The sequence below is a fragment of the Ruegeria sp. D6 genome (assembly GCF_056534365.1).
The window spans coordinates 839,784-864,446 of sequence record NZ_JBQFPH010000002.1 but is presented as its reverse complement, the minus strand read 5'-3'; the positions used below and the strand labels follow the sequence as shown (position 1 = coordinate 864,446).

The 24,663-nt window shown below is 56.8% G+C and carries 26 protein-coding genes and 1 tRNA gene; 11 read left to right on the top strand and 16 right to left on the bottom strand.

Annotated features, from left to right (window positions below; genetic code table 11):
• Positions 1 to 94: 94 nt before the first annotated feature.
• The 7 genes from ACR0A1_RS11780 to ACR0A1_RS11750 all read left to right on the top strand — a co-directional run bounded on the left by ACR0A1_RS11780 (position 95) and on the right by ACR0A1_RS11750 (position 7,298).
• Positions 95 to 1,138, top strand: coding sequence for an RluA family pseudouridine synthase (locus ACR0A1_RS11780; RefSeq protein ID WP_170465255.1), 1,044 nt, complete (start codon positions 95 to 97; stop codon positions 1,136 to 1,138).
• Positions 1,135 to 1,806 (top strand): HAD-IA family hydrolase, encoded by a 672-nt coding sequence (locus ACR0A1_RS11775; RefSeq protein WP_170392884.1) that lies wholly within the window; start codon positions 1,135 to 1,137, stop codon positions 1,804 to 1,806. Before ACR0A1_RS11780 ends, ACR0A1_RS11775 begins: the two co-directional genes overlap by 4 nt.
• A gap of 4 nt (positions 1,807 to 1,810) precedes the next feature.
• Complete coding sequence (locus tag ACR0A1_RS11770; RefSeq protein WP_480867612.1) at positions 1,811 to 2,518, top strand: ATP12 family chaperone protein; 708 nt, start codon at positions 1,811 to 1,813, stop codon at positions 2,516 to 2,518.
• 206 nt (positions 2,519 to 2,724) lie between these two features.
• Complete coding sequence (locus tag ACR0A1_RS11765; RefSeq protein WP_170392882.1) at positions 2,725 to 3,744, top strand: amino acid ABC transporter substrate-binding protein; 1,020 nt, start codon at positions 2,725 to 2,727, stop codon at positions 3,742 to 3,744.
• A 124-nt stretch (positions 3,745 to 3,868) separates the two neighbouring features.
• The gene (locus tag ACR0A1_RS11760; protein WP_170392881.1) at positions 3,869 to 5,137 is read left to right on the top strand and encodes an ABC transporter permease subunit; all 1,269 of its coding nucleotides are present in this window, start codon (positions 3,869 to 3,871) and stop codon (positions 5,135 to 5,137) included.
• Position 5,138: 1 nt separating this feature from the next.
• On the top strand, positions 5,139 to 6,494 hold the full coding sequence (locus ACR0A1_RS11755) for an amino acid ABC transporter permease (protein WP_170392880.1): 1,356 nt from the start codon (positions 5,139 to 5,141) through the stop codon (positions 6,492 to 6,494).
• A gap of 12 nt (positions 6,495 to 6,506) precedes the next feature.
• Complete coding sequence (locus ACR0A1_RS11750) at positions 6,507 to 7,298, top strand: amino acid ABC transporter ATP-binding protein (protein WP_304621965.1); 792 nt, start codon at positions 6,507 to 6,509, stop codon at positions 7,296 to 7,298.
• 47 nt (positions 7,299 to 7,345) lie between these two features.
• Here the strand turns inward: ACR0A1_RS11750 and ACR0A1_RS11745 are convergent, their stop codons facing one another.
• The 12 genes from ACR0A1_RS11745 to rpmH all read right to left on the bottom strand — a co-directional run bounded on the left by ACR0A1_RS11745 (position 7,346) and on the right by rpmH (position 17,038).
• Complete coding sequence (locus ACR0A1_RS11745) at positions 7,346 to 7,843, bottom strand: SixA phosphatase family protein (RefSeq protein ID WP_480867609.1); 498 nt, start codon at positions 7,841 to 7,843, stop codon at positions 7,346 to 7,348.
• The gene (locus ACR0A1_RS11740) at positions 7,840 to 8,493 is read right to left on the bottom strand and encodes a ferredoxin (RefSeq protein ID WP_170597772.1); all 654 of its coding nucleotides are present in this window, start codon (positions 8,491 to 8,493) and stop codon (positions 7,840 to 7,842) included. Before ACR0A1_RS11740 ends, ACR0A1_RS11745 begins: the two co-directional genes overlap by 4 nt.
• Entirely contained in the window at positions 8,493 to 9,284 is a 792-nt protein-coding gene (locus ACR0A1_RS11735) for a sterol desaturase family protein (protein ID WP_170508739.1), read from the bottom strand. The genes ACR0A1_RS11740 and ACR0A1_RS11735 overlap by 1 nt, the downstream gene beginning before the upstream one ends.
• Before the next feature lie 57 nt (positions 9,285 to 9,341).
• Positions 9,342 to 10,205 carry an acetylglutamate kinase gene (argB, locus tag ACR0A1_RS11730; protein ID WP_170392876.1) on the bottom strand — a complete coding sequence of 288 codons (864 nt, stop codon included), beginning with the start codon at positions 10,203 to 10,205 and terminating at the stop codon, positions 9,342 to 9,344.
• Positions 10,206 to 10,352: 147 nt separating this feature from the next.
• On the bottom strand, positions 10,353 to 11,006 hold the full coding sequence (gene yihA, locus ACR0A1_RS11725) for a ribosome biogenesis GTP-binding protein YihA/YsxC (protein WP_480867607.1): 654 nt from the start codon (positions 11,004 to 11,006) through the stop codon (positions 10,353 to 10,355).
• Entirely contained in the window at positions 11,003 to 11,740 is a 738-nt protein-coding gene (locus ACR0A1_RS11720; protein ID WP_480867605.1) for an MOSC domain-containing protein, read from the bottom strand. The genes yihA and ACR0A1_RS11720 overlap by 4 nt, the downstream gene beginning before the upstream one ends.
• On the bottom strand, positions 11,737 to 13,560 hold the full coding sequence (gene yidC / locus ACR0A1_RS11715) for a membrane protein insertase YidC (RefSeq protein ID WP_480867603.1): 1,824 nt from the start codon (positions 13,558 to 13,560) through the stop codon (positions 11,737 to 11,739). The genes ACR0A1_RS11720 and yidC overlap by 4 nt, the downstream gene beginning before the upstream one ends.
• Positions 13,561 to 13,686: 126 nt before the next feature.
• Positions 13,687 to 15,228: a putative bifunctional diguanylate cyclase/phosphodiesterase gene (locus tag ACR0A1_RS11710; RefSeq protein WP_480867601.1), complete on the bottom strand. Its 1,542-nt coding sequence runs from the start codon at positions 15,226 to 15,228 to the stop codon at positions 13,687 to 13,689.
• A 70-nt stretch (positions 15,229 to 15,298) separates the two neighbouring features.
• On the bottom strand, positions 15,299 to 16,183 hold the full coding sequence (gene ttcA, locus ACR0A1_RS11705) for a tRNA 2-thiocytidine(32) synthetase TtcA (RefSeq protein ID WP_480867599.1): 885 nt from the start codon (positions 16,181 to 16,183) through the stop codon (positions 15,299 to 15,301).
• A 38-nt stretch (positions 16,184 to 16,221) separates the two neighbouring features.
• Positions 16,222 to 16,455, bottom strand: coding sequence for a membrane protein insertion efficiency factor YidD (gene yidD, locus ACR0A1_RS11700; RefSeq protein WP_170508727.1), 234 nt, complete (start codon positions 16,453 to 16,455; stop codon positions 16,222 to 16,224).
• Positions 16,452 to 16,877, bottom strand: a complete 426-nt coding sequence (gene rnpA, locus ACR0A1_RS11695; RefSeq protein ID WP_480867596.1) for a ribonuclease P protein component — start codon at positions 16,875 to 16,877, stop codon at positions 16,452 to 16,454. Before rnpA ends, yidD begins: the two co-directional genes overlap by 4 nt.
• Before the next feature lie 26 nt (positions 16,878 to 16,903).
• On the bottom strand, positions 16,904 to 17,038 hold the full coding sequence (gene rpmH / locus ACR0A1_RS11690; protein WP_005980833.1) for a 50S ribosomal protein L34: 135 nt from the start codon (positions 17,036 to 17,038) through the stop codon (positions 16,904 to 16,906).
• A gap of 268 nt (positions 17,039 to 17,306) precedes the next feature.
• Here rpmH and ACR0A1_RS11685 point away from each other — a divergent pair, with 268 nt between their 5' ends.
• The 4 genes from ACR0A1_RS11685 (at position 17,307) to ACR0A1_RS11670 (ending at position 21,029) form a co-directional block, all read left to right on the top strand.
• A complete protein-coding gene (locus ACR0A1_RS11685) occupies positions 17,307 to 18,065 on the top strand; it encodes a TVP38/TMEM64 family protein (RefSeq protein WP_480459796.1) in 759 nt (252 codons plus the stop codon).
• A 3-nt stretch (positions 18,066 to 18,068) separates the two neighbouring features.
• Positions 18,069 to 19,487: a dihydrolipoyl dehydrogenase family protein gene (locus ACR0A1_RS11680; RefSeq protein WP_480867594.1), complete on the top strand. Its 1,419-nt coding sequence runs from the start codon at positions 18,069 to 18,071 to the stop codon at positions 19,485 to 19,487.
• A gap of 18 nt (positions 19,488 to 19,505) precedes the next feature.
• Positions 19,506 to 20,888: a sensor histidine kinase gene (locus ACR0A1_RS11675; protein ID WP_480562667.1), complete on the top strand. Its 1,383-nt coding sequence runs from the start codon at positions 19,506 to 19,508 to the stop codon at positions 20,886 to 20,888.
• Positions 20,889 to 20,952: 64 nt separating this feature from the next.
• A tRNA-Arg gene (locus ACR0A1_RS11670) sits at positions 20,953 to 21,029 on the top strand.
• A 1,152-nt stretch (positions 21,030 to 22,181) separates the two neighbouring features.
• Here the strand turns inward: ACR0A1_RS11670 and ACR0A1_RS11665 are convergent.
• The 4 genes from ACR0A1_RS11665 to ACR0A1_RS11650 form a co-directional block, all read right to left on the bottom strand.
• Positions 22,182 to 22,367, bottom strand: coding sequence for a transposase (locus tag ACR0A1_RS11665; RefSeq protein WP_480537081.1), 186 nt, complete (start codon positions 22,365 to 22,367; stop codon positions 22,182 to 22,184).
• A 342-nt stretch (positions 22,368 to 22,709) separates the two neighbouring features.
• Positions 22,710 to 23,807 (bottom strand): M56 family metallopeptidase, encoded by a 1,098-nt coding sequence (locus ACR0A1_RS11660; protein ID WP_170567383.1) that lies wholly within the window; start codon positions 23,805 to 23,807, stop codon positions 22,710 to 22,712.
• Complete coding sequence (locus ACR0A1_RS11655; RefSeq protein WP_480867591.1) at positions 23,794 to 24,189, bottom strand: BlaI/MecI/CopY family transcriptional regulator; 396 nt, start codon at positions 24,187 to 24,189, stop codon at positions 23,794 to 23,796. Before ACR0A1_RS11655 ends, ACR0A1_RS11660 begins: the two co-directional genes overlap by 14 nt.
• Positions 24,190 to 24,255: 66 nt before the next feature.
• Positions 24,256 to 24,657 carry a DUF2160 domain-containing protein gene (locus tag ACR0A1_RS11650; RefSeq protein ID WP_170401966.1) on the bottom strand — a complete coding sequence of 134 codons (402 nt, stop codon included), beginning with the start codon at positions 24,655 to 24,657 and terminating at the stop codon, positions 24,256 to 24,258.
• Between the last annotated feature and the right edge of the window lie 6 nt (positions 24,658 to 24,663).

Sequence of the window (24,663 nt, the reverse complement as noted above, 5' to 3'; positions counted from 1 at the left end):
GCACCCGATGCGCGCGACAGACGCGCATGATTTCTAAGGCACTGAAACAAGCACAATCCGGGCGGATCAGCCGTGCGGAACAAGGGGCAATGGCATGAGCGGCGTACAGGTGATCACCGTAGCAGAGGGCGATGGCGACCAGAGGCTGGATCGTTGGCTGCGCCGCCTGTTTCCTCATGTCAGCCAGGGCCGGATCGAGAAGATGTGCCGCAAGGGTGAATTGCGCGTAGATGGCAGTCGGGTCAAAGCTTCGACGCGGCTAGAGGTCGGGCAGTCCGTGCGCGTGCCGCCGCTGCCAGACGCCGACCATAAGCCCGCTGTCGTAAAGCATCGTGTTTCGGACGCTGACGCAAAGATGATCCAGTCTTGCGTGATTTATGAAGACGATCACGTGCTGGCGCTGAACAAGCCGCATGGCTTGCCAGTTCAGGGTGGCAGCGGTCAAACCCGCCATGTGGACAGCCTGTCCGAAGCGTTGCGCTTTGGGTATGAAGAGAACCCGCGCCTTGTGCATCGTTTGGATAAGGACACATCTGGCGTTCTGCTGATGGCCCGTACGCGCGAGGCCGCCAAAGGGCTGACAGCAGCCTTCCGGCACCGAAACACCCAAAAGATCTATTGGGCGCTGGTAGCTGGTGTACCAACTCCGTACCTGGGCGAAATCAAGACCGGGCTGGTCAAGGCTCCGGGACATGGCAAACAGGGTGAAGGCGAGAAGATGATCGCTGTTCATCCGAGCGAGGTGAACGATACGCCCGGCGCGAAACGTGCGCATACGCTCTATGCAACGCTGTATCGCGTTGCAGGGCGGGCAGCCTGGGTCGCGATGGAGCCGGTGACGGGGCGGACCCATCAGCTGCGCGCACATATGGCGGCGATCGGCCACCCGATCATTGGCGATGGGAAATATGGCGGCTCGGGGCAGGAAAATCTCGGCGATGGCTGGGGCGCGCAGTTGGGAGGTATCATCAGCAAAAAGCTGCATCTCCACGCCCGCAGCCTGTCCTTTGAACACCCGATGACCCGCAAACCCATCTCGCTTACGGCGCCTTTACCGGATCATATGAAACACAGCTGGGATACGCTGGGCTGGACCGAAGACCTCGCTGCAGATGATCCGTTTGAGGAGTTGCGATGAACGCTCCATTGCGGCTGGTCCTGTTTGATGTGGATGGCACTCTGGTCGATAGTCAGGGTGCCATTGTTTCGGCAATGACCGCCTGTTTTCAGGCGCAGTCACTGCCGGTCCCGGATCGTGACGCCATCCTGTCCATCGTCGGTTTATCTCTGCCCCATGCAATGGCGCGTCTGGCAGCAGATCAGTCCGAGCGGATACAAAGCGCATTGGTTGACGGATATAAGCAGGCCTATCACGCGCAAAGGTTGGAGCAGGGCGCCGCAAGCTCGCCGCTTTATCCCGGTGCGCGCCAAGTGATTGAGGCTCTTCACGCTCAACCCGAGGTTCTTTTGGGAGTGGCCACAGGCAAATCTCAGCGCGGGCTTGATGCGCTGCTTGAAGGGCATGGGTTGCAGCAGCATTTCATTACTCGTCAGGTTGCAGATCACCACCCGTCCAAGCCGCACCCGTCGATGATAGAAACAGCTTTGGCTGAAACGGGCGTGCCGGCTGCGCAAGCCGTCATGGTGGGCGACACCAGCTTTGACATGGATATGGCCGCAGCCGCGCAGGTTGCCGGGATCGGTGTCAGCTGGGGTTATCACGATCGTCGGGTACTGACGGCTGCGACACATGTGATCGAAACATTCGAAGAATTGCCAGGCGCACTGGCAAAGATCTGGGGCTAAAGAGATGAGCGACTGGAAACCCAAACGCTTCTGGACGACAAGTACGGTCGTTGAGACCGACGGGGGCTATACGGTTGAACTGGATGGTCGACGGGTCAAAACGCCCGCCAAGGCTGCGCTGGACCTGCCCACGCGTGCCATGGCCGAGGCCGTTGCACGGGAATGGGATGCACAGGAAAAGGAAATCGATCCGACCACGATGCCATTCACCCGTTCGGCCAATGCGGCGATCGACAAGGTGCGGCACCAGCATGGTGAGGTTGCCGATATGCTGGCCGATTACGGCGACTCGGATCTGCTGTGTTATCGGGCGACCCATCCCGAAACGTTGCAGCAGCGGCAGTCCGCGGCCTGGGATCCTGCATTGGATTGGGCTGCGGACGCGCTGGGCGCGCGGTTGATCCCGCGTGCAGGGGTGGTGCATCAACCGCAAGCTGCCGAGGTGCTGCAAGGCCTGCGTGACCGGGTGCATGGACTGAATGTGTTCCAACTGGCGGCGTTTCATGACCTCGTTAGCCTGTCGGGATCATTGATTCTTGGTTTCGCGGCAGCCCAGAATTGGCGCAAACCGGACGAGATATGGCGCATTTCTCGACTGGACGAGCTTTGGCAGATTGAACAATGGGGCCACGACGATGAGGCACATGCCGCCGCCGAAGTGAAACGGGCCGCCTTTCTGCACGCAAAGCAGTTCTTTGACCTCTCGTTCTGAGACGGATTCTCGTCAAATCGTGAATTTGTGTCCGATTCTGCCCAAAAAGACCTATCGTTTTCCCTGATCCAGCCCTTGACGTTTGTTGATGAATACGCCCAAACTCGGGCCACTAAAGGGGAGACACCTTTTGGGTAACCTTTCTGGCGCCTATGCGCCGGATCGAACCGTTCCATTCAGGGATGGAAAATCAGGAAGAGGTAAAAATGAAAAAATCCGTAATTTTGGGCGTGGCAACCATTGCCGGCCTGGCTGCTGGCGCGGCTGCAGCGGGTACCGTTGACGACGTGAAAGCCCGCGGCAAGCTGAACTGCGGCGTTGCAACCGGCGTACCCGGCTTTGCCAGCCCCGATGCCAATGGTGAATGGCAGGGTTTTGACGTGGCCGTATGCCGCGCGGTAGCCGCTGCCGTTCTGGACGACCCAAGCGCTGTTGAGTTCATCCCGACAACCGGTAAAACACGTTTCACCGCGCTGGCTTCGGGCGAGATTGACATGCTGGCCCGTAACACCACGTGGACCTTCAGCCGCGACGTCGACCTGAAGTTCGAATTCGTCGGCATCAACTACTACGATGGTCAGGGTTTCATGGTTCCCAAGGCACTGGGCGTCAGCTCGGCCAAGGAACTGGACGGTGCAACCGTTTGTATCCAGACCGGCACCACCACCGAGCTTAACTTGGCGGATTTCTTCCGCATCAACAACATGAGCTACGAGCCGGTTCCGATCGAAACCAACGCCGAAGCGCAGCAGCAGTATCTGGCTGGTGCCTGTGACGTTTACACCACCGACGCATCGGGTCTGGCTGCTACGCGCGCCACCTTTGAAAACGCAGGCGACCACGTGATCCTGCCCGAAATCATCTCGAAAGAGCCGCTGGGCCCGCTGGTCCGTCACGGCGATCACGAGTGGGGCGATGTGGTCCGCTGGACCCTGAACGCACTGATCGCAGCGGAAGAGCTGGGTGTAACCTCGGCGAACATCGACGAGATGTCCAGCGGTGCCACCGACAACCCAGAGGTAAACCGCCTGTTGGGTACCGAAGGTACGCTGGGTGAGATGCTGGGTCTGGACGCGAACTGGGCACAGCGCGCGATCAAAGTCGGCGGTAACTATGGCGAAGTGTTTGCCAAGAACATCGGCGAGGAAACCCCGATCGGTCTGGCACGCGGCCTGAACGCACAGTGGACCGATGGTGGCCTGCTGTACGCACCGCCTTTCCGCTAAGATCCACGGAAAAGGGCGCGGGGGAACCCGCGCCCTTTTTCCTTCCATAAGAAACACGCCCGGAACGATCTGAGCAGAGGCAAACTCTGCCAACATCCGGGATGCACGGGGATATACATAGGTCATGACGACACTCACTGACCCGCCGAAGGAGCACTTCCGGCTGTCCATGCTCCTTTATGATACGCGGTACCGATCTGCGACCATTCAGGTCATAGCGATGATCGGTTTCATGCTTCTGGCAGCCTGGATTATCAACAATACCATTCAGAACCTTGAAACGCTGGGCAGAACAGTCGGGTTCGACTTTTTTGCCGAACCGGCCAGCTATGATATCAACCAACGCCTGCTGGAATACGACTCGCGCGATACCCATCTGCGCGCGGCGTTTATAGGCCTGCTAAACACTCTGGTTGTTGCAGTTCTGGGCTGTATCACAGCAACGATCATCGGTGTCATGGTCGGTGTTTTGCGCCTGTCGAATAACTGGCTGATCGCGCGGATCATGACGGTCTATGTCGAGATGTTCCGTAACGTTCCAGTGCTGCTTTGGATCGTGTTCGCCATGGCGATCCTGATTGAAAGCCTGCCAGCACCGCGCGCCTTCCGAGGTGAAAACCCAGAAGCCACGATGGATCTTTTTGGCACGGTCGCGGTCACAAATCGCGGTGTCTATATCCCCGAGTTTCTGTTCTCGCGCGGATTGGGCGATATCCACCTTTTCGGTACATCAAGCCTGCGCTTTGATGTTTCGCTTGACCTGATCGCCTTCTTGATCGTGTTTGGCGGCAGCATCTTTGCGATGCGCAAGGTTTCGGCCTGGGCCAATTCAACGCAAGAAAAGACCGGCGATCGCCCGACCATCTGGCACATCCAACTGGGCCTTTTGTTCGTGCCATCAGCCATCCTGCTGGGCGTTCTGGGTTTTCACCTGGGCTACCCTGAGCTGAAAGGCTTCAACTTCAGCGGCGGTACCCACCTTCGTAACTCGCTGATTGCCTTGTGGCTGGCCCTGTCGCTGTACACTGCGGCATTCATCGCCGAGATCGTGCGCGCCGGTATTCTGGCCATTTCCAAGGGTCAGACCGAGGCCGCATCCGCACTGGGCCTGCGCCCGGGCCGGACCATGCGTCTGGTGATCTTGCCGCAGGCGTTGCGGGTGATCATCCCGCCAATGATCTCGAACTATCTGAACCTGACCAAGAACTCGTCGCTGGCGATCGCGGTCGGATATATGGACATCACGGGTACGCTGGGTGGCATCACCATGAACCAAACCGGTCGCGAGCTGGAATGCGTTCTGCTGCTGATGCTGGTCTATCTGTCCATCTCGCTGAGCATTTCGGCGGTGATGAACTGGTACAACAACCGTGTCAAACTGGTGGAGCGGTAATATGAGTGATGTTTCATTTGTCCGCACGGAAATGTTGCCGGAACAGGCACCACCCGCCTCCGAGGTCGGTGTACTGGGCTGGATCAAGCATAACCTGTTTTCAAGCTGGCTGAACGCCATCCTGACGATCGTATCGCTGGTCTTCATCTACTATGTGCTCTCCAACATCCTGTCCTGGACGTTCGAATCTGTTTGGAACGCCAATTCCCTGTCGGAATGTCGTGAGATCATGATGGCTACGTGGGGCGATACGCATGGTCATGCCTGCTGGGGTGTGATCAAGGATCGTTGGCTACAGCTGCTTTATGGGTTCTATCCGCCGTATCCGGCGCATCCGGATGCCACATGGTCGAACCCGCCTGAAACAGGGGCATGGCCGGCCTATTTCCGACCGAACCTGACCTTCATCCTGTTGTTGGTTGCTATTGCGCCGGTGTTGTTCACCAAGGTGCCGCGTAAGCTGTTGATCGTCACGGCGGCATATCCGTTCCTGCTGCCTTGGCTGATGTGGGGTGGATCGATCTGGGGGCCGCTCATGGTCGCCGCCGGATTTGCCATCGGGTATTTCGCGTACAAGTTTGCGCTTCCGGTTGCCGGGTCTCTTGCCGCGATTATCCTTGCGATTGCGCTGCCCATACTATGGTGGCTGTTTGCTGCCGGTTCCGTGGCTGACGCAATCAATGCAATCATTCCGATCGGTATCGCGCCGGTGGAAAGCCGCGACTTTGGTGGCTTTATGCTAGCGATCCTGTTGGGTGTCGTGGCCATTGGTGTTTCGCTGCCTATCGGTATCGTGCTGGCGCTGGGTCGTCAGTCCGATCTGATGATCGTCAAATACCTGTGCGTGGGCTTTATCGAGTTCATTCGGGGCGTGCCGCTGATTACCCTGCTGTTTGTGGCATCGCTGTTGCTGAACCTGTTCCTGCCGCCGGGCACTAATTTTGACATCATCCTGCGGGTGATGATCATGATGACCCTGTTCTCGGCCGCCTATATGGCCGAGGTGATCCGGGGTGGTCTGGCCGCCCTGCCGCGTGGTCAGTACGAAGGCGCAGACAGTCTGGGCCTGAACTACTGGCAGGCGCAGCGGCTGATCATCATGCCACAGGCGCTGAAAATCTCGATCCCGGGCATCGTGAGCACGTTCATCGGTATCTTCAAGGATACGACTTTGGTCTCGATCATCGGTCTGTTCGACGTGATTGGTCTGACCAACGGCATCCGCGCCGATACCGCCTGGAACGGCGTCTACTGGGAACTGTTTGCCTTTATCGGCGTTCTGTTCTTCGTGGTTTGCTTCTCCATGTCCCGTTATTCCATGTACCTGGAGCGCAAGCTTCAGACTGGCCACCGTTAAGGAGTTCAACACATGTCTGAACTTGCAATTGAACGCGAAATCGACCGCTCCAAAATGCAGGTGAGCGACGAAATCGCCATCGAAATCACCAACATGAACAAGTGGTACGGGGCCTTCCACGTGCTGCGCGATATCAATCTGACCGTCAATCAGGGCGAGCGGATCGTGATCGCGGGGCCGTCGGGGTCGGGCAAGTCTACCCTGATCCGCTGCCTGAACGCGCTGGAGGAACACCAGCAGGGCACGATCATTGTGGATGGGACCGAGCTGTCGAATGACCTGAAAAACATCGACAAAATCCGGTCCGAGGTTGGCATGGTGTTCCAGCACTTCAACCTGTTCCCGCACCTGACCATTCTGGAAAACTGCACGCTGGCCCCGATCTGGGTGCGCAAGACGCCCAAGAAAGAGGCCGAAGAGCGCGCGATGCATTTCCTGGAAAAGGTGAAGATCCCTGAGCAGGCCGACAAGTATCCCGGTCAGCTATCGGGTGGTCAGCAGCAGCGTGTGGCGATTGCCCGCTCGCTGTGCATGATGCCGCGGATCATGTTGTTCGATGAACCTACATCGGCGCTGGACCCTGAGATGATCAAAGAGGTGCTCGACACCATGATCGAGCTGGCCGAGGAAGGCATGACCATGCTGTGTGTGACCCACGAGATGGGCTTTGCCCGCCAGGTCGCTAACCGCGTGATCTTTATGGATGCCGGTCAGATTGTGGAGCAGAACGAACCGGAAGAGTTCTTCAACAACCCGCAGAGCGAACGGACCAAGTTGTTCCTCAGCCAGATTCTGGGACACTAAATTCGGATAAGAAAACCAAGAAGGCGGGGTGTCGACCTCGCCTTTTTCTATTCCAGCAGCTCGCGTGGGATCGTGAAGCCCAGAACCTCACCCTGATGCCATTCGAGCGCATTCCAGTCGGGGATATCGAACCGGATTACAGTCGTTGCACAAGTCGGATAGTCGTAGAATCTCGAATGGTCGGGCTGGTTGCGTACCAGCCGATTTGCAAATGCAGCGATGCCGGGATTATGCCCCAGCATTAGTACGGTATTGCCGGTGGCTGTGGCCAATTCGGCGAACATCTCATCGGGGCCTGTCAGATACAAGGCGGGGGTAAAGCGGATTTTCGGGGTGCTCAGCCCCAATCTGTCCCACGTTTCCCGCGTACGCTTGGCGCTTGAGCAGATAACGTCATCCGGTAGCCAGCCATTGCTTTGCAGCCACGCCCCAATCGCGGGGGCCGATTTGCGTCCTCGATTGTTCAACGGGCGGTCGTGATCTTCGGCAAAGGGATCGCCCCAACTGGACTTGGCATGGCGCATTAGGATCAGTGTGCGGGTCATGATCGGTGAAATGCTTTCATGTGATGCGCAGATTGCTCTGGCTGGCGCTCTGCGCCGGCGCTGAGAGGGCAGGCGAGCCGGGCGAGGCAGCCTTTGTTCATGCAGCTGTGTCCCGCCTTGGTATCGAGATGATCATGACAGGCTGCCACGTCATAGAAGCTGTGGGTGTTCAATGCCCCAACCGGACAGGTTGTTGCACAAGGCGCGGGGCATTCTGTGCAGGGTGACGATTGAGACACGGATGGAATTGAGAACTCATCCGCAAAATGCAACGCACCACGGAATGATATCATCATCCCTACCGTATCGTGCACCAGGGCCCCGACTGGACTGCTGAAGGTGCGACCGGACTTAAGTGCCCAGTCAATGAAGGGTGCGTATGGTGGGCCGCCGAACGGATAGTAGGCGGTGCCCCTCATGTCCTGCGCAAGCTGGCCGATCACCCGTCTGGACCAGCGATCAACCGGGTCGGGTTGGCCATCCTGCCACTCAGCCGAGGCCTTCAGAGCAGGCCAGAATGCCCCCGCAGCCCCCAGAAGGATCAGGGTTCCGTCATTAAGTTGCTTTGCTTCACTGGGCCTTGGATGAAGTGCACCCATAACTATCAGCCCAACCTGAGTGGCTGCTCGTTCGACATTGGCGTAGGTCATCAACGGCGGAAGGGCAGAGCCAGGCTCCAGCCCAGTTTTGTTGGTCGATCGTCCTGCCATTCCAATCCCACGCTCATTTGTTCGTGCCCGTCCCGAGGTTGTGCGATGTAAGTCCCCAGCATTCGGTCCCAGATAGACAGTGCAAAGCCATAATTGCTGTCATGCTCTGTTCGAAATACCGAATGATGTACGCGATGCATATCGGGTGTCACAAGAATCCTACGTACCACAGCGTCAACGGCAAGGGGGAGCTTCAAGTTTGAATGATTGAACAACGCTGTGCCATTAAGAAGGATCTCGAACAGGATCACAGCCAGGGCGCTGGCGCCGAGCAGATAGATAAGCCCGATTTTCAGGATCATGGACAACGCGATTTCAACAGGGTGAAAGCGGACTGCAGTAGTGACGTCCATGTCTCGGTCGGCGTGATGCACACGATGTAGCCGCCAAAGGATTGGCACCTTGTGGGTAATCAGATGCTGTAGCCAGATTGCAAAGTCCAGAATCAGCACACATAGAATAAGCTCAACCCACCCTGGCCAGGCGAGCCAATTAAAAACGCCCAATCCATTTTTCCCGGCATCAATGGCAGCGCCAACTGCCAATAAGGGCAACCCAATCGCCATAGTCCTGAGCATCAGTGTGTTCAAAACAGTGATTGATAGATTGGTTAGCCACCGATTTTTTCGCGGACAGGTTCGTAAGCGTTTTGGCGCAATTGTCTCTGCCGCCGCAAACACAACAAACAGGATCAAAAACACGCTTAGGCGAAATAGGGGCTCGTTCTCCATACATTCACAATCGAGCATGTTAATGCCCGGTGCAAGATGTTGAAGATCACTATGGCGTTAATCAGGACGGATCAAGGATCCGGCACCGTGTTCCGTAAACAGTTCGAGCAACACCGCATTTGGCGCGCGCCCGTCCAGAATAACGACCGCCCGAACGCCATTATGCAGCGCGTCCAGCGCAGTTTCGGTTTTTGGAATCATCCCACCCGCAATAGTGCCTTCACGCGTCATCTCACGAATTTGGCCAGCCTTGAGCTCGGTCACGACATCGCCCGCTGCGTTCTTGACGCCCGCTACATCGGTCAGCAGCAGCAGGCGGTCTGCCTTAAGAGCTGAGGCGATCGCCCCGGCTGCAGTGTCGCCATTCACATTGAAGGTTTCGCCATTCCGACCTGCGCCCAGCGGCGCGATCACAGGGATAACATCATGCGCAAACAGGTCATGCAGGATTTTGGGGTTCATCTCGGACGGTGTGCCGACAAACCCGAGCGAGGCGTCGGTCTGTTCGCACATCATCAAATGGGCATCCTTGCCCGACAGACCCACAGCCATGCCACCCTGCGCATTGATCGCCTGCACGATCCGCTTGTTCACAAGGCCCGACAGGACCATTTCGACCACTTCGACTGTGGCTTTGTCCGTCACGCGTTTACCACCCACAAACTCGGACTGGATATCCAGTTTGTCGAGCATCGCATTGATCATTGGGCCACCGCCGTGCACGACGACCGGGTTTACGCCAACCTGACGCATAAGCACCACATCGCGCGCAAAGCTTTCCATGGCTTCGTCGCTGCCCATGGCGTGGCCACCTAGCTTGATGACGACAATCGCACCGTCGTATCGCTGCAGATAGGGCAGGGCGCTGTTCAATGTGGCGGCGGTGGCGATCCAATCCCGGTTCATATCTCGTGTCTTCATGGCTGAGTGTCCCTCTGGGACCCTGTGTTAGGGCGTTTGGAGGATGGTGCCAAGACCGGATCGCGGAAACAGCCAATCTGAACGGGCCGTACCCGATGGGCGCGACCCGGCTTCCTTAGCTCATGACTTGTATATTGCTGAACAGCGTCACTCCAGATGCGCAATGATCGAACGCAGGGTCGGAATGCCGTCGCCCTTCTCGGATGAGGTCAACACGATCTCCGGGAATGCCGCAGGATGTTTTGAAAGCGCGGCGCGTACCTGGTCCAGCACCTTTTCCCGGTCTTTTGCTTTGACCTTGTCGGCCTTTGTCAGAACGCATTGAAAGGTCACTGCGCTGGTATCCAGCAGCTTCATGATCTCGGCGTCCAAAGGTTTCACCCCGTGGCGCGAGTCGATCAGGACGAAGGCACGGCGCAGGGTCTGACGTCCACTCAGATACTGTTTCAGCAGACGTTGCCATTTTTCCACGACCTTCACCGGCGCGTTCGCATAGCCGTACCCTGGCAGGTCGACCAAATAGAGTTCAGGCCCTTGCGTGAAAAAGTTGATCTCTTGTGTACGCCCCGGCGTGTTCGAGGCACGTGCTAACCCCTTGGTGCCCGTTAGCGCGTTGATCAAGCTGGATTTACCGACATTCGAACGCCCGGCGAAACATACCTCCAGCCGATCGGGGGCAGGCAGGCCATCCATGGCAACGACGCCTTTGACGAATTCGGATGGCCCGGCAAACAGCTTTCGACCGGTTTCCGTTGCGAATTCATCTGGAGTTTCAGCTAGTGGAAAGGGAAGTGTGGTCATAGAACCTGAACCTCGTCACCGGTGTGAATGGTGGCGCCTTCCAGAACTTCGGCATAAACGCCAAAATCCTGATGATCCCAGCTGCTCAGCGCACCCAGTGTGTCGGCATCCCGCTCACCCGTTTCAGGGTTGGCGGTTGTCGCCAAACACCGCGTGATGCGTTCGCGCACATGAAAAACGGCCTCGCCGATCCGGATGTCGCGGCCAATCCAGTCGAACTCATTCCACAGCGGCAGGCCATCGAACCAGATATTTCCGCGCCAGCGAGCGATAGAAAGATCCCTGCCTAGCTTCTGTTCGACCGCCCGATGCGACGACATGTTGCACAAACTGATCGAAGGAAAATCGCTGTCCGTCATGCCGCGATTAGCGGCGCGGACAATGCGGGCAGACGCAGCGCGATCTGCAGGCATCAGCGGTTTGACCCAGTCCAGAAAGGTATCCTGTTGCACGTCGGGCTCAAAGCTTAGATCGGGGCGATTGGGATGGCTCAGCGTGACCGAGTCGCCTTGCAGCTGCGCCGAGATTGCCATCAACTGAGGGGCCTTCGCGCCTCGGCTGAAATTGGCGCAGGGTGCCCATTCCGATCCATCCGCTTTCGACGCCTCATGTGCAACCGCCCAAACACGATCCCCGGGCATGGTATGCCTGGGGATCATGGTAATGCGATCAAGGCGTTCACGCCCGTGACTTTTGATCGGGTGCCGCCAAATGCTGGTGACCGAACCGCTCATTTGTCGTCCGTCTTTGGCGTTCGTTTGAAGCCTGATTTGATGTTGCCGAATACATCGGGCGTATAGCCCTGACTCCGCATGATCAGGTATTGCTGGGTAAATGTGATCGTGTTGTTCGCGATCCAGTAGACCACCAAACCGCTGGCAAATCCGCCCAGCATGAACATGAACACCCATGGCATCCAGGCAAAGATCATCGCCTGTGTTGCATCGGTCGGTGCCGGGTTCAGTTTCTGCTGCAGCCACATCGAGATACCCAGCAGCAGTGGTAGGATACCGATAAAGATCAGCGCCATGAAGCTTTCAGGCTGCGGTGCCGCCCAAGGCAGCCAGCCAAAGAAGTTGAAGATTGAGGTCGGATCCGGAGCGCTGAGGTCCTGGAACGGGCCAAACCATGGGGCTTGACGCAGTTCGATGGTGACAAAAATCACCTTGTACAGCGAGAAGAAGATGGGGATCTGCATCAGGATCGGCAAACAGCCTGCGGCCGGGTTAACCTTTTCCTTCTTGTACAGCTCCATCATGCCTTGCTGCATCTTCTGGCGGTCATCCCCTGCGGCCTCTTTCAAGGCCTCCATCTGGGGCTGCAGTTCCTTCATCTTGGCCATCGAAACGTAGGATTTGAACGCCAGCGGGAACAGGATCGCCTTGATGATCAGGGTCAGGCCGATGATGGACCAGCCCATGTTGCCGATCAGCAGATTGATGTTGTGCAGCAGCCAGAAGATCGGCTTGGTCAGGAAGAAGAACCAGCCCCAGTCGATGCTGTCGATGAATTTCTGTACGCCTTCTGCCTGGTATTCCCGAATGGCTTCCCATTCCTTGGCACCAGCGAACAGGCGTGTGGTCACTTCGGCAGTCTCACCCGGCGCTACGGTCAGCGTCGGCAGCACCGTTTCGGTTTGATAGATTTTGCGGCGCGAGTCATATTTTGCGGCTGCTTTGAAGGTCGAGCCCGGCTCTGGGATCAGCGTGGTCATCCAGTAGTGATCCGTGAAGCCGATCCAGCCATCTTCCTTGACCTGATAGACCTCGGCCTGCGCCCGTTCGTTCGGGTCGATGTCAAAATCGCGGACATCACCATAGTCAACTTCGGAAAGCGTGCCGTCCGCCATGCCGATCACACCCTCATGCAGGATGAAGAAGTTTTTCAGGCCCGGAAGGTCGCCATCTTCACCAATACCGTGGCGCGCAAGAATGCCATAGGGTGCCATGCCCACCTCGGTTTGGGTCGCGTTTTCAACCGATTGGATAACTGTGAACATGTAGTCCTGATCGACCGCGATGGTGCGGCGGAAAGTCAGGCCATTGCCATTGTCCCAGGCCAGCGTGATGGGGCTGTCTACGCCAAGCGTCTCACCCTCTTCCAATGTCCAGAGCGTGTTGGGGCCCGGGACATCCGCACCTGCAACTCCTGTACCCGGTGCCCAGCCGTAAAGGGCATAATAAGCCGATTCCGAACCAACCGGAGACAGCAGCTCAACAATAGGCGCGCCTTCTTCGATCGAGACTTTGTAATCTTTCAGAAACAGCTCATCGATCCGCCCGCCGGACAGGGACAGGCTGCCTTTCAGACGGGGGGTGTCGATGTTGACGCGAGGGGCTTGTTCCTTTGGCAGTGTTTCCTCGGCGGTCGCTGTGGCTTCACCCACGGTGCTGGTCGCGCTGGGTGTTTGCACCTCGTCGCCTTCCAGATCTGCAATTTCTGCAGCGTCCTGCGTCGTGGTTGATTCCGGCGGTGGGAACAGCACGAACCAGACAAGGATCACCAGAAAGCTGAGCGCGGTTGCAAGGATGAGATTTTTGTTCTGATCGTCCATCGGGGACAGCCACCTTGAGCAGTGAAACACACCCGGTGGGTTCAACAGAGTGCAGCCCCAAAGGTCAAGCGGAATCGCCCATCAAATCGCTCCGGCGCTGGATTTGGCGCACCGTAATTGCAGATTTCATCCCATTTTGCGACCGATCTTGGATGCACCCCTGATCTTGGCACGATGCGCCGCGATCCAATCCAGGGTCTGCTCAAATGGCATTGGCTTTGCAATTCCGAACCCCTGAACGTGGTTACTGCCCAATTGCGCCATCAACGCGTGTTCGCCGGGCGTTTCCACACCTTCAGCGAGCGTTTCGAGATTCAGGCGTTCAGCCATGGTCAGAATGGCGCTGACCAGTTGCTGCTGGCTGGGATCCTGATCGGATTTGGTGACAAACGTCCGATCAATCTTGATCCTCGAGACGTCAAACCGCTTGATCGAGGCGATCGAGGCATGTCCGGTTCCAAAGTCATCCAGGTCGATACAGCATCCAAGCGCAGCCATGCCGGTTACATTCCGCGTGATCAAGTCATCTGGCCTGCGCGAGAACACGGTTTCCAGAATCTCAACCGCCAGCCGATCCGGTGTCAAATCAAACTGATCCAACTCCCATTTCAGGCGGTCGATCAAGCCGGGATTGCGCAACTCATCGGATGAGAAATTGATACCGATCCGGGGCACAACGCATGCTGCACGATCCCAAGCTTGCATCGCTTCAAAAGCATGGTGACGCATGATTTGGCCTAGCCGCTCCATCAGTTCGGCTTGCTCGGCGAAGGGCAGGAATACCTGCGGGCTGAGAACACCTTTTATTGGATGCTCCCACCTTGCCAAAGCCTCGAACCCTGTGATGTTCCCATTATCCGTTGAAACCTGAGGCTGAAACCAGGGCCGAATCTCTCCATTGTCCAATGCCGCCTCGAACTCTTTTCTCAAATTGGCTCGGACCAGGGATCGCCGACGGGTCGCGGTTGAATAGGCACGTATGGTGGAGGGACCGCTTCTTTGCGCCTCGGATAGTGCAGCGGTGGCGGCGCCAATCCACTCATCAGCCTCGGCCTGTCGCAGGTCTGAATGCAGGCAGAACCCGATTGAGCAGGATTGGTAAACTCCTGTGCCATTCAACAAAAGCGGCTCTTCGACTGCGCTTTGGATGCGGCCAGACATTTGAATGCAGGCTTCCAGATCAAGATGTGGGGAGGGATGCAGGCCAATGAGAAACCGGTTCTGATCGATCTGCGAAAAGATGTCCTGATTTCGGATGATCGACAGGATACGATCACTGAATTGCTGCTTTACATGAGTGGCGGCAGCCTGACCGTGCAGATCCTGAAGCTCGGCATAGCCGTCCAAAGCAATTGCGATACAGGCGGCATTCTCACCTGATTTGCTGACCGATTCACTCAACGCCTCCAACTCTGATTGGAATACGTCATATGGAATCAGGCCGCTGGGGCGCATACCTGAACTGCGGGCTGTATAAGAACGGCTTCCCCAATTTCCGATGACGGCAAAAGCAAGGGGCAAACCCAAAGCCGTGGTAACAAGTGCACGTTCACCGCCCAACCAGAAGGCGGCTAAACACGCCGCGGGAATAAATGCCAGAACCTGCGGTCCGGTGAGAAATATCCGCAGCGTTTCGGAACAACGGTCGACAAAGAGGAATTTCCGCATAGGTTTTACGGCCTTCAGCTTGGGCTAGGATCGCGCAAGCCAACCGTAGGAAATCAATCTGAGTCAGGCGTTAACGTAACTGGGGAATATCGTCTGAATTTTCGTCTTTTTGAATCGGATCGATCGAAAGATTTGCGAAATCAAACAGTTTTGGGTCCAGAAGATGCGAAGGCCGCGCATTGGTCAATGCCCGAAACATCACTTGCCGCCGGCCGGGGCTGTTCTTTTCCCACTGATCGAGGATCTGCTTGACCTGCTGGCGCTGCAGCCCGTCCTGACTGCCGCACAGATCGCAGGGTATGATGGGATAGTTCATCGCCTTGGCGAATTTCTCGCAATCTGCCTCGGCCACATGGGCCAGCGGGCGATAGACGAACAGATCACCTTCTTCATTCACCAGTTTGGGGGGCATGGTTGCAAGACGACCGCCATGGAACAGGTTCATGAAAAAGGTCTCAAGAATGTCATCGCGGTGATGGCCAAGCACGACCGCGGAACAACCTTCCTCGCGCGCGATACGATAGAGGTTGCCCCGACGCAGGCGTGAACACAGCGCACAATAGGTGCGGCCCTGCGGAACTTTGTCCATCACAATGGAATAGGTGTCCTGATACTCAATCCGATGTGGCACCCCCATACGGTCTAGGAATTCTGGCAGGACTGTTGCCGGGAACCCCGGTTGCCCCTGATCCAGATTGCAGGCCAGAAGATCCACGGGCAGCAGACCGCGCCATTTCAGTTCGTAGAGCACCGCCAGAAGGGTATAGCTGTCCTTGCCGCCCGACAGGCAGACCAACCAGCGGGGTGTTTTACCTTCGGCGGTGCGGTCCACCATGCCGTACTGCTCAATGGCCTCGCGCGTCTGGCGCACGATGCGCTTGCGCAGCTTCTTGAACTCGGTAGTTGAAGGCGCACCGGCAAAAAGCGGATGGATATCGTCGGCTTCATCAAACATGGGCGGGGCCTATCGCAGTTGGGTGAACCGGGCAAGGGTCAGGGTCGTTCGTCGTCGGGCACAGGGTCATAGCCATCGCCACCCCACGGATGGCAGCGCCCGATCCGGCGCGCCGCCAGCCATGCGCCCTTGATGGCGCCGTGTTTATCAAGCGCTTCCAGTGCATAGGCGGAACAAGTCGGCTGATAGCGGCAGTTAAATCCAACCCAGGGGCTGAAGATCAACCGGTAGGCCCGGACGGGCAGGGCGAGGAGATGGGCAAAGAGGGTCATTTGCTACCCCCGTGTATTTTGCGCAGCGCATAGCGCAAATCGTCTTTCAGCGCATCAAAGGGCCGTGCAGCGGTAACCTCGGCGCGGCCGATCAACACGTAGTCCCAGCCCGCATGCCCATGAATAGGTAATACGGCTCGCGCGGCTTCACGCAGGCGGCGTTTGGCGCGGTTGCGGGCGACGGCATTGCCGACCTTCTTTGAGCAGGTGAACCCGATGCGAATGCCCGCAGCCTCATCAGCGCCACGTTTACGCGCCTGCACCATCATCGATGCAGTGCCTTGCCGTTTGGCCCGCGCGGCTTTCAGAAAGTCCGAACGATTCTGCAGTACGGTCAATGATTCAGATGCGCAAACGGACGCCGCCGGGGGCATCACCCTCGGCTGGTTGTTACCATCCTCAGGGGCCTCCGGCGGCGTCATGTTCATAACCTGAAAGGTCGAGCGGCTTATGCGCTCAGCGACTTGCGGCCGCGTGCGCGACGTGCGTTCAGGATTTTGCGGCCGGCTTTGGTAGCCATGCGCGCGCGGAAACCGTGGCGGCGTTTGCGAACCAGGTTCGAAGGCTGATAGGTGCGTTTCATCGCTCCGTCTCCAATCTATAGCGGTGGGTGCGGCGCGGATTCGCCTAGCCCTAGTGTTCGAAGCCCGTCCTCTACTGGGTAGCGGGGGGTAAGTCAAACCCCTAGGTGGGGGTTTTGGTGCGTTTTGCAACAAATCTGTAATCTGCCCGGGCAAAAGATTTCAAAAACCGGGTTCAGAGCGCGTATCCCTCACATTAAGTGCCATAAACATCAAGGCCCCGTGAGGCCTCTGTTGCAGCGCGCGCGGGCGGCGCATGTTGTGGGCAAGATGAATGAACAAGAACCTGCTACCCAGATGAACGAAACCACCAAGATCCCGCGCAACGGGCTGGCACGTCATATCCCTTTGGCGGTGATTCTCGCCGTTGCCGCCGTGGGGTTCTTTGCGCTGGGCGACTATCTGACCTTTGAAACCCTGCGCGACAATCGCGAGGCTTTGCTGGCCTGGCGCGATTCAAACTACTGGGCGATGGCTGCGGCTTTCGTGGGGATTTACATCATTATTGTTGCCTTCTCGTTACCCGGTGCTGCGGTTGCTTCGATGACCGGTGGGTTCCTGTTCGGGTTGCTTGCAGGAACGGTTTTTAATGTTTTTGCCGCAACCATAGGCGCTTCGACGATCTTTCTGGCCGCACGCTGGGGTTTGGGTGAATCTCTGACCGCCAAGCTTGAAGCCTCGGAAGGGACGGTCAAGAAACTGAAGGACGGGCTGCGTGAGAATGAAATCTCGGTTTTGTTCCTGCTGCGTCTTGTACCTGTGGTGCCCTTCTTCGTTGCCAATCTGGTGCCCGCATTGGTTGGGGTAAAGTTCCGAAACTTCCTGATCACGACGGCGCTGGGCATCATCCCTGGTGGGATTGTCTATACCTGGATCGGTGTTGGGCTGGGTGGTGTCTTTGATCGCGGCGAAACCCCGGATGTCTCGCTGTTATGGGAACCCTTCGTGATCGGGCCAATTATTGGCTTGTGCGCGCTGGCAGCGCTGCCGATTGTCATCAAATCCCTCCGTGGTCGAAAGGGCTCCTGATCCATGCAAGAGTTGAAAACCGATATCCTGGTGATCGGGGCCGGGTCAGGCGGGTTGTCTGTAGCCGCCGGGGCCAGCCAGATGGGTGCGGATGTCATCCTGCTGGAAGGCCACAAGATGGGTGGGGATTGCCTAAACTTCGGCTGTGTCCCATCCAAAGCTCTGATCGCCAGCGGCAAGGCTGCATATGCTCAGGCCCACGCGTCGGCTTTTGGCGTCGCGGATGCGATGCCACAAGTGGATTACGCAGCTGCCAAGGATCATGTGCAGAGTGTTATCGCCCAGATCGAACCCATGGATAGTCAGGAGCGTTTTGAAGGCTTTGGCGTCAAGGTAATCCGGGAGTACGGTCGCTTCATCTCACCCACGCAGGTACAGGCCGGAGATCACCTGATCACCGCCCGTCGCGTCGTGGTGGCCACAGGTTCATCGCCCTTGGTGCCGCCGCTGCCCGGGCTGGATCAAGTGCCGTATTACACCAACGAGACCATATTCGACCTGCGCGATAAGCCCGAGCACCTGCTGATCATCGGCGGAGGTCCCATCGGCATGGAAATGGCGCAGGCGCATATCCGGCTGGGCTGCAAAGTGACCGTGATCGAGGGCCTTAGTGCGCTGGGCAAAGACGACCCTGAAGCTGCAGCCGTCGTGCTGGACAGCCTTCGGACTGAAGGTGTCGAAATCCATGAAAACGCCATGGTGTCCCAGATCCGAGAAAATGCAGGCACCATTGAGGTGGTCACTGAGAATGATGAGGTCTACGCGGGCTCTCATCTGTTGCTGGCCGTCGGACGCAAGGCCAATATCGACCGTCTGAACCTCGGCGCTGCCGGGATCGACAGCACGCGGGCAGGCATCAAGGTGGACGACTCTTTACGCACGAGCAATCGCAAGGTCTATGCCATTGGTGATGTTGCAGGTGGGCTGCAATTTACCCATGTCGCCGGATATCATGCGGGGATCATCATCCGCTCTGCCTTATTTGGGCTTCCGTCGAAAGCGAAGACCGCTCATATCCCATGGGCCACCTATACAGATCCCGAACTGGCACAGGTCGGCCTGACCGAGACACAAGCCCGTGAACAGCATGGCGACGCGGTGGAGGTTGCCCGGTTCGACTATCACCACAATGACCGCGCAGTTTCCGAGCGCAAGACCAAGGGGTTCATCAAGGTGATGGTCGTAAAGGGCCGACCTGTGGGCGCGACAATCGTCGGATATCAGGCCGGAGAATTGATCAACTTGTGGTCGCTGGCGCTGGTCAATAATCTCAAGATGGGTCAGATCGCAACGATGGTTTCGCCTTACCCAACGGTCGGAGAGCTTAACAAACGTGTGGCAGGAGCCTATTTCTCTCCAAGGCTGTTTGAGAATCAAATGGTTAAACGAGTGGTCAGGTTCGTCCAGCGCTGGATTCCCTGACCCAAGGAGGAGCGCAAAGTGAACTCGCTGTCGGGCCGATTTCTGATCCTGACGACGGTCTTCGTCATGTTGGCCGAAGTACTGATCTTTGTGCCATCGATCGCGCGTTTCCGTGAAGATTTTCTGCTGAACCGGCTGGAACGCGCCCAGATCGCCTCGCTTGCTTTGTTGGCCGACGATATGCTGGCTGATGAGCTTGAAGCGGAATTGCTGTCAAATGCGGGGGTCTATAACGTCGTATTGCGCCGCGACGAGGTGCGTCAGCTCATGCTGTCTTCGCCGATCCCGACCCAGATCACCAAGACCTTTGATTTGCGTAATGCCAGCGCTTGGGTGCTAATCCGTGATGCTGTCTCGAGGCTGTTTACCCCCGAAAACGAGGTCATTCGTGTGATTGGCGCGCCGGTCAAAGACGCAGGACTGTTGATCGAGGTGACAATGGACAGTGAGCCCTTGCGCATGGCCATGACGGATTATGGGCTCCGCATCCTTGGGCTGTCCTTTGTGATCTCAATCATAACGGCCTCGTTCCTGTTTCTGGCTGTGCGCGTGGTACTGGTGCGTCCGATCAAAAGCGTTGTTGGCTACATGCAGCGCTATGCCAGCGCACCTGAGGATGCGCGCGGCATCATCTCCCCCAATTCAAAGGTGACCGAACTGCGCGAGGCCGAAGAGGCCCTGCAGATGCTTCAAACCGATCTGACCCAGGCCCTGAAACAACGTGAACGTCTGGCCCAGTTGGGCGGGGCGGTGGCCAAGGTCAGCCACGATCTGCGCAACATTCTGACCTCTGCTCAGCTGTTTACCGATCGAATTGAAGCAAGCAATGACCCCCTGGTGGCGCGAATGGCACCCAAACTTGTCAATTCGATCACGCGGGCGGTTTCTTTGTGCGAAAGCACCTTGGCGTTCGGACGCGCCGAAGAACCAGCCCCAACCCTGACCATGGTTCGCTTGCGGGACGTTACCGCAGATGTTGTCGCCAGCGAGCAACTCGCCATTGCCGATGCCTGCGTTGAGATTGTGAACGACGTACCCGAAGATCTTGTTATCCGTGCCGACCCGGAACAGATTTTCAGGGTTGTCATGAATCTTGTGCGCAATGCCCGGCAAGCACTTCTGGTCTCGGGTAAGGCGGGGCGCGTAACGGTGTCTGCATCTGAGCTTGAAGCCGACTGGTGCATCGAAATCAGCGATACGGGTCCAGGCCTGCCTCCTAAGGCCCGAGAGAATCTGTTTACACCATTTCAGGGTGGTGTTCGCAAAGGCGGTTCGGGACTTGGGCTTGCGATTTCGCAAGAATTGGTGCGGGGTCACGGCGGAGACCTGTTTCTGAAAGACACAGGGCCTGATGGAACCACCTTTGAAATAAGGCTTCCACGCGGTGATATGACTTTTTGAAGCTTTTTTGAAGAATCGACTTGCGCGCCCTCGGCCTCAGGTCTAAATACCGCCTCACCAACGCGGACCGATAGCTCAGCTGGATAGAGTACTTGACTACGAATCAAGGGGTCGGGGGTTCGAATCCTCCTCGGTCCGCCACTGGTTTCCTGTTGAACGTCACATGAACCTGACCCAACCGTCATAGTTGGACCAGAAAAGCAGTGAACGTTTGACATCAGAAGGCGACCCCAATTTTGGACATCAGTTGAATTTGACCTTTGCGTCATCAGCTAACACGCCGCTGCCATTTCATACTCCTGCAGATAGTTTGGTTTGTTCTGACTTTCCTTTCGGAAAATCAGAGCTGATTTGCAGATCAGACGGCGAAGCCGCCTGTTCCTGCTGCTCTGCCACGTGGCGAACGCGGGGGGGGGGCGAGGCAATGCTATTCGACAGGGGTGGTGCGGCCCGCAGGCGCAGCCGAGGACACGGCCCTGTCTAAAAGGGTTGCCCGAGGGGGAGGGCCGGGCCCTCACCCTGACGGCTAGGGGAGTTTGGCTTGTCCAAATCCCGCTGGCCCACGAAAGGACAGTGATGGGAAAGACGGCTTGCTGCTGTTTGCTATTGAACCCGTCTGTCAAACTTCAAAAAATAATTGTGGCAACACAGCGGACTTTCGCTGCGCTTGAAAAACCTGGCTAGGCTCTGGGCGGTGCCTTCACAGCGGTGCAGCTCCGCAATGCTGTCCTCGCGCTTCAGGCCGTCCAGCACGATCTTGATTTGCTCTTCTGCTGAAAATTGCTATCGGGTCACACGGCGAGTGTCCTTTACACCTTCTCACCGTGGCTATGCTTGGTTCCGGGTTTCTTTCTCCTCGCTACTCCTTGGCGGTTATGGTGAGTCCGAAACCCTTCTGTAATCGGGCCCGGTATTGCAAGGATATTGCGCCCGAAAGTGCTTGCTTCTGTCCGTGATCTGCGTAGTGCACTCAAATGATGCGGTTGGCTCTGACGGGGAAAGCTTATTTCCCTTGCGGCATATATTTTTATCAGGGTTTCTGTCGGCATTTCCCGCGCTGCGTCCTTTCAGGGGCGCCTTCCTCGCGGAAGAGTTGGTACTCGTTGTCTTTCAGACGGTTCTGAATTCCGTGCCGTCTATCCACATCCGATGCATGATGACTGCCAGTTTCCTCGCGAGGGCAATTTTGGCGCGCTTTGCACCACATCGGGCGGCAACACGCATCGGCCATGCCTTCAACGGAGTCCATCAGGTGGTTCTCACAAGCATCACATGCGCTGCTTCGTAAAGCGTCTATCCCACACTGGCATCGCCGGCCTTGGTATTTGATGTGACTCGATCCGTTTGTCTGGATTGGTTTCGCCATGGCGTCAGGCAAAAGCAGGCTCCCACCGAATTAGATGAACGGAGACGTTTGGGTCCCTCAATGGCAACACGGAAGGTCATTGCAACTATGGCGCCGACACCGGGAGTTGTCATGAGGCGGCGACAGACATTATCTTTGCGAGACTGATCTCGAACCTGCTTGTCCAATTCAACAAATTCTTCTGCCATCGCATCACGCGCTGACGGGAGCGGGAAGATTGCCGCCACCAGGACCGGGTTACCTGCGATCACGCAAATTGCCGCGCTCTTGACTGAAACATCAAGACCCACGAAATAAGTCTTGGTCCTCTCCTTTGAGCTTCAAATCACTACCACAATTATGGTGAATCGGCCCGATGACCGCATCTCCCTTATCAAATCAACCTAAACTAATCCATTGGCGCCGACGTCAGACACGTCTGCATGCCTGATCCGAGACGGCACATTGTTAACCCGTCAGTTCCCTCGATTGCGAGCCTCCAGCCGTTCCAGATTGATGACTGTAGACAGCATCAGTCGATCGTGGCTCCAGTCCTGTGTTTGGCGAACTGATGCTGATCCGATGGCGAGAACTAATGCAAATGAAAGTATCAGTCCAAGAAATACCGCAGGTAGTCGGGTGTCTGCCATCGGCGCTTCGGTCAACGCTAACACGCGCTGCCGCAGTACGTGCTTTGCCTTTGTTCCGTAAACCAGTGCCACATTAAGAACACGTGGATTGTTCAACGTAATCGATCGCGCGCAGAATTCCAGCAAACAGGTCGTATACTCCTTTGAATCTATGCCCTTACGAGACACGACGGATTGGTCACAGGCCAATTCGCGTAGCCGGTCGAATTGGTGTTTGAGCACCAGATAGGCCGGGTTCCAGAACAGCAAAGGTCGCAAAAGCTCGAACCCAAGCTCCCATTCCACGTCATTGGCTCGGATGTGCTGAAACTCGTGCGCCAGGGCAAATCGCAACTCATTTGGTGTGTTCAACAGATGACTGGGCAGCACGACGTGCCGGCGGCGGAGGCCACGCACAGCGAACGGTACGGTAATCCGATCTGACAGGCGAATGTCCACCTTGGCGGATTGCCGCCACAGAAAACTGGTCGTGATCGCGCTGCGGATGGCCCATGCATCGCGCATCACACGAACTGTCAGCACCGCTGCAATAAGAGCAAATGCGATCAAGGCGCAGTTTGCGGCCATGCTTGCGCCTGCCAGTACGTGGTCCAGCCACCGCTCGCGCGTGTTCAGTAGGGTTTCAAACTGTGCTGCTGGCATGGCAATGTCGCCGCGCAGATAAGCGGCCACGGCAATATCCCCCAGTGCAACAGGTTGCCCCGGCCAGACCAGTCCTGCAAGGCTCGAGACCCCTGTAGCCAAAATGGGGCTGACAAGAACGCAGATACAAAGTGCCTTGAGCAAGCGAAGCTGAGCCACAAATCCATATCGCATCGATGTCCTATCCAGCGCCGCGCGCACTGCCAACCAGATAAAGGCCGACAATCCAAGCACGACATTCAGATCAAGAAACGTGTCGAGAACCGGTTTAACCGCTGTCATTTTGCAGTCTCCTCTCTACCAGTGCTCGAATTTCCTCCAAATCATCTTCTGTCAGCCCCTCATCGTCGACCAGCCTTGCAACCAGCGTTGCGGGTGTGTCGTCAAACAGGGTCCGAGAAAGATTCTGCAGCGACCGCGACTGGTACCTGTCCTTTTCCAGCAGGGGTCTGTAGATCAGCGACTTGCCGTTCTTCTCGCTTTCGACGAACCCTTTTTCATCAAGGATACGCAGAATGGTCGCGCCGGATGTATAGGCCAAATTACGATCAGTAGGCAGGCGATCGAGGACATCACGGACCGAACCCTGACCCAGCGCCCAGAGCTCATTCATAAACTCAAGCTCCACTTCGGTCAGTAGATTTGTTGTCTTTTTTTTTCGCATCGATCTCGGTGTCGCCATTTTTTAGTATGCCTGACAGACAAGCATCCTTTCGCTGTTTCTCAAAGCTTAAACTTTCCAGAAGACGAAGACGCCCCAACCGATGGACAGGAAAAGAGGCGTCCATACAGGTTGGCCTACCAGCCCAAGCCAGGCAAGGAAGATATAGGTCGAGCCGAGCAGTGTTATGAACAGCCGATCGCCCAACGTGGTTGTCAGACCAAGTACACCGCGACGTTCAAGGCCGTCGCGGAACTTGAACCCTTCCAATAGTCCAATTAGTGCGATGGCCGCGAAGATACCCACGAACACCGCCAACGTCGCCGGGGTCCAGGCCATCCAGAAATCGGGCCAAAGAGGGGCGGTCCAAGAGAATCCCTTTTCCTCTTGCTGGCCAACATTGCCCCATCCGGCTTGCTGGGCGAATGCCATCGAAGGCAGGAAGGGGAGGGTGAGAAGAAGTCTACGCATATCGAA

Bases quoted from the DNA above. Each gene is read 5' to 3' on its own strand.
- ACR0A1_RS11780 (WP_170465255.1), top strand. From the start codon at position 95: ATGAGCGGCGTACAGGTGATCACCGTAGCAGAGGGCGATGGCGACCAG.
- ACR0A1_RS11775 (WP_170392884.1), top strand. From the start codon at position 1,135: ATGAACGCTCCATTGCGGCTGGTCCTGTTTGATGTGGATGGCACTCTG.
- ACR0A1_RS11770 (WP_480867612.1), top strand. From the start codon at position 1,811: ATGAGCGACTGGAAACCCAAACGCTTCTGGACGACAAGTACGGTCGTT.
- ACR0A1_RS11765 (WP_170392882.1), top strand. From the start codon at position 2,725: ATGAAAAAATCCGTAATTTTGGGCGTGGCAACCATTGCCGGCCTGGCT.
- ACR0A1_RS11760 (WP_170392881.1), top strand. From the start codon at position 3,869: ATGACGACACTCACTGACCCGCCGAAGGAGCACTTCCGGCTGTCCATG.
- ACR0A1_RS11755 (WP_170392880.1), top strand. From the start codon at position 5,139: ATGAGTGATGTTTCATTTGTCCGCACGGAAATGTTGCCGGAACAGGCA.
- ACR0A1_RS11750 (WP_304621965.1), top strand. From the start codon at position 6,507: ATGTCTGAACTTGCAATTGAACGCGAAATCGACCGCTCCAAAATGCAG.
- ACR0A1_RS11745 (WP_480867609.1), bottom strand. From the start codon at position 7,843: ATGACCCGCACACTGATCCTAATGCGCCATGCCAAGTCCAGTTGGGGC.
- ACR0A1_RS11740 (WP_170597772.1), bottom strand. From the start codon at position 8,493: ATGACCTACGCCAATGTCGAACGAGCAGCCACTCAGGTTGGGCTGATA.
- ACR0A1_RS11735 (WP_170508739.1), bottom strand. From the start codon at position 9,284: ATGGAGAACGAGCCCCTATTTCGCCTAAGCGTGTTTTTGATCCTGTTT.
- argB (WP_170392876.1), bottom strand. From the start codon at position 10,205: ATGAAGACACGAGATATGAACCGGGATTGGATCGCCACCGCCGCCACA.
- yihA (WP_480867607.1), bottom strand. From the start codon at position 11,006: ATGACCACACTTCCCTTTCCACTAGCTGAAACTCCAGATGAATTCGCA.
- ACR0A1_RS11720 (WP_480867605.1), bottom strand. From the start codon at position 11,740: ATGAGCGGTTCGGTCACCAGCATTTGGCGGCACCCGATCAAAAGTCAC.
- yidC (WP_480867603.1), bottom strand. From the start codon at position 13,560: ATGGACGATCAGAACAAAAATCTCATCCTTGCAACCGCGCTCAGCTTT.
- ACR0A1_RS11710 (WP_480867601.1), bottom strand. From the start codon at position 15,228: ATGCGGAAATTCCTCTTTGTCGACCGTTGTTCCGAAACGCTGCGGATA.
- ttcA (WP_480867599.1), bottom strand. From the start codon at position 16,183: ATGTTTGATGAAGCCGACGATATCCATCCGCTTTTTGCCGGTGCGCCT.
- yidD (WP_170508727.1), bottom strand. From the start codon at position 16,455: ATGACCCTCTTTGCCCATCTCCTCGCCCTGCCCGTCCGGGCCTACCGG.
- rnpA (WP_480867596.1), bottom strand. From the start codon at position 16,877: ATGACGCCGCCGGAGGCCCCTGAGGATGGTAACAACCAGCCGAGGGTG.
- rpmH (WP_005980833.1), bottom strand. From the start codon at position 17,038: ATGAAACGCACCTATCAGCCTTCGAACCTGGTTCGCAAACGCCGCCAC.
- ACR0A1_RS11685 (WP_480459796.1), top strand. From the start codon at position 17,307: ATGAATGAACAAGAACCTGCTACCCAGATGAACGAAACCACCAAGATC.
- ACR0A1_RS11680 (WP_480867594.1), top strand. From the start codon at position 18,069: ATGCAAGAGTTGAAAACCGATATCCTGGTGATCGGGGCCGGGTCAGGC.
- ACR0A1_RS11665 (WP_480537081.1), bottom strand. From the start codon at position 22,367: ATGACAACTCCCGGTGTCGGCGCCATAGTTGCAATGACCTTCCGTGTT.
- ACR0A1_RS11660 (WP_170567383.1), bottom strand. From the start codon at position 23,807: ATGACAGCGGTTAAACCGGTTCTCGACACGTTTCTTGATCTGAATGTC.
- ACR0A1_RS11655 (WP_480867591.1), bottom strand. From the start codon at position 24,189: ATGCGAAAAAAAAAGACAACAAATCTACTGACCGAAGTGGAGCTTGAG.
- ACR0A1_RS11650 (WP_170401966.1), bottom strand. From the start codon at position 24,657: ATGCGTAGACTTCTTCTCACCCTCCCCTTCCTGCCTTCGATGGCATTC.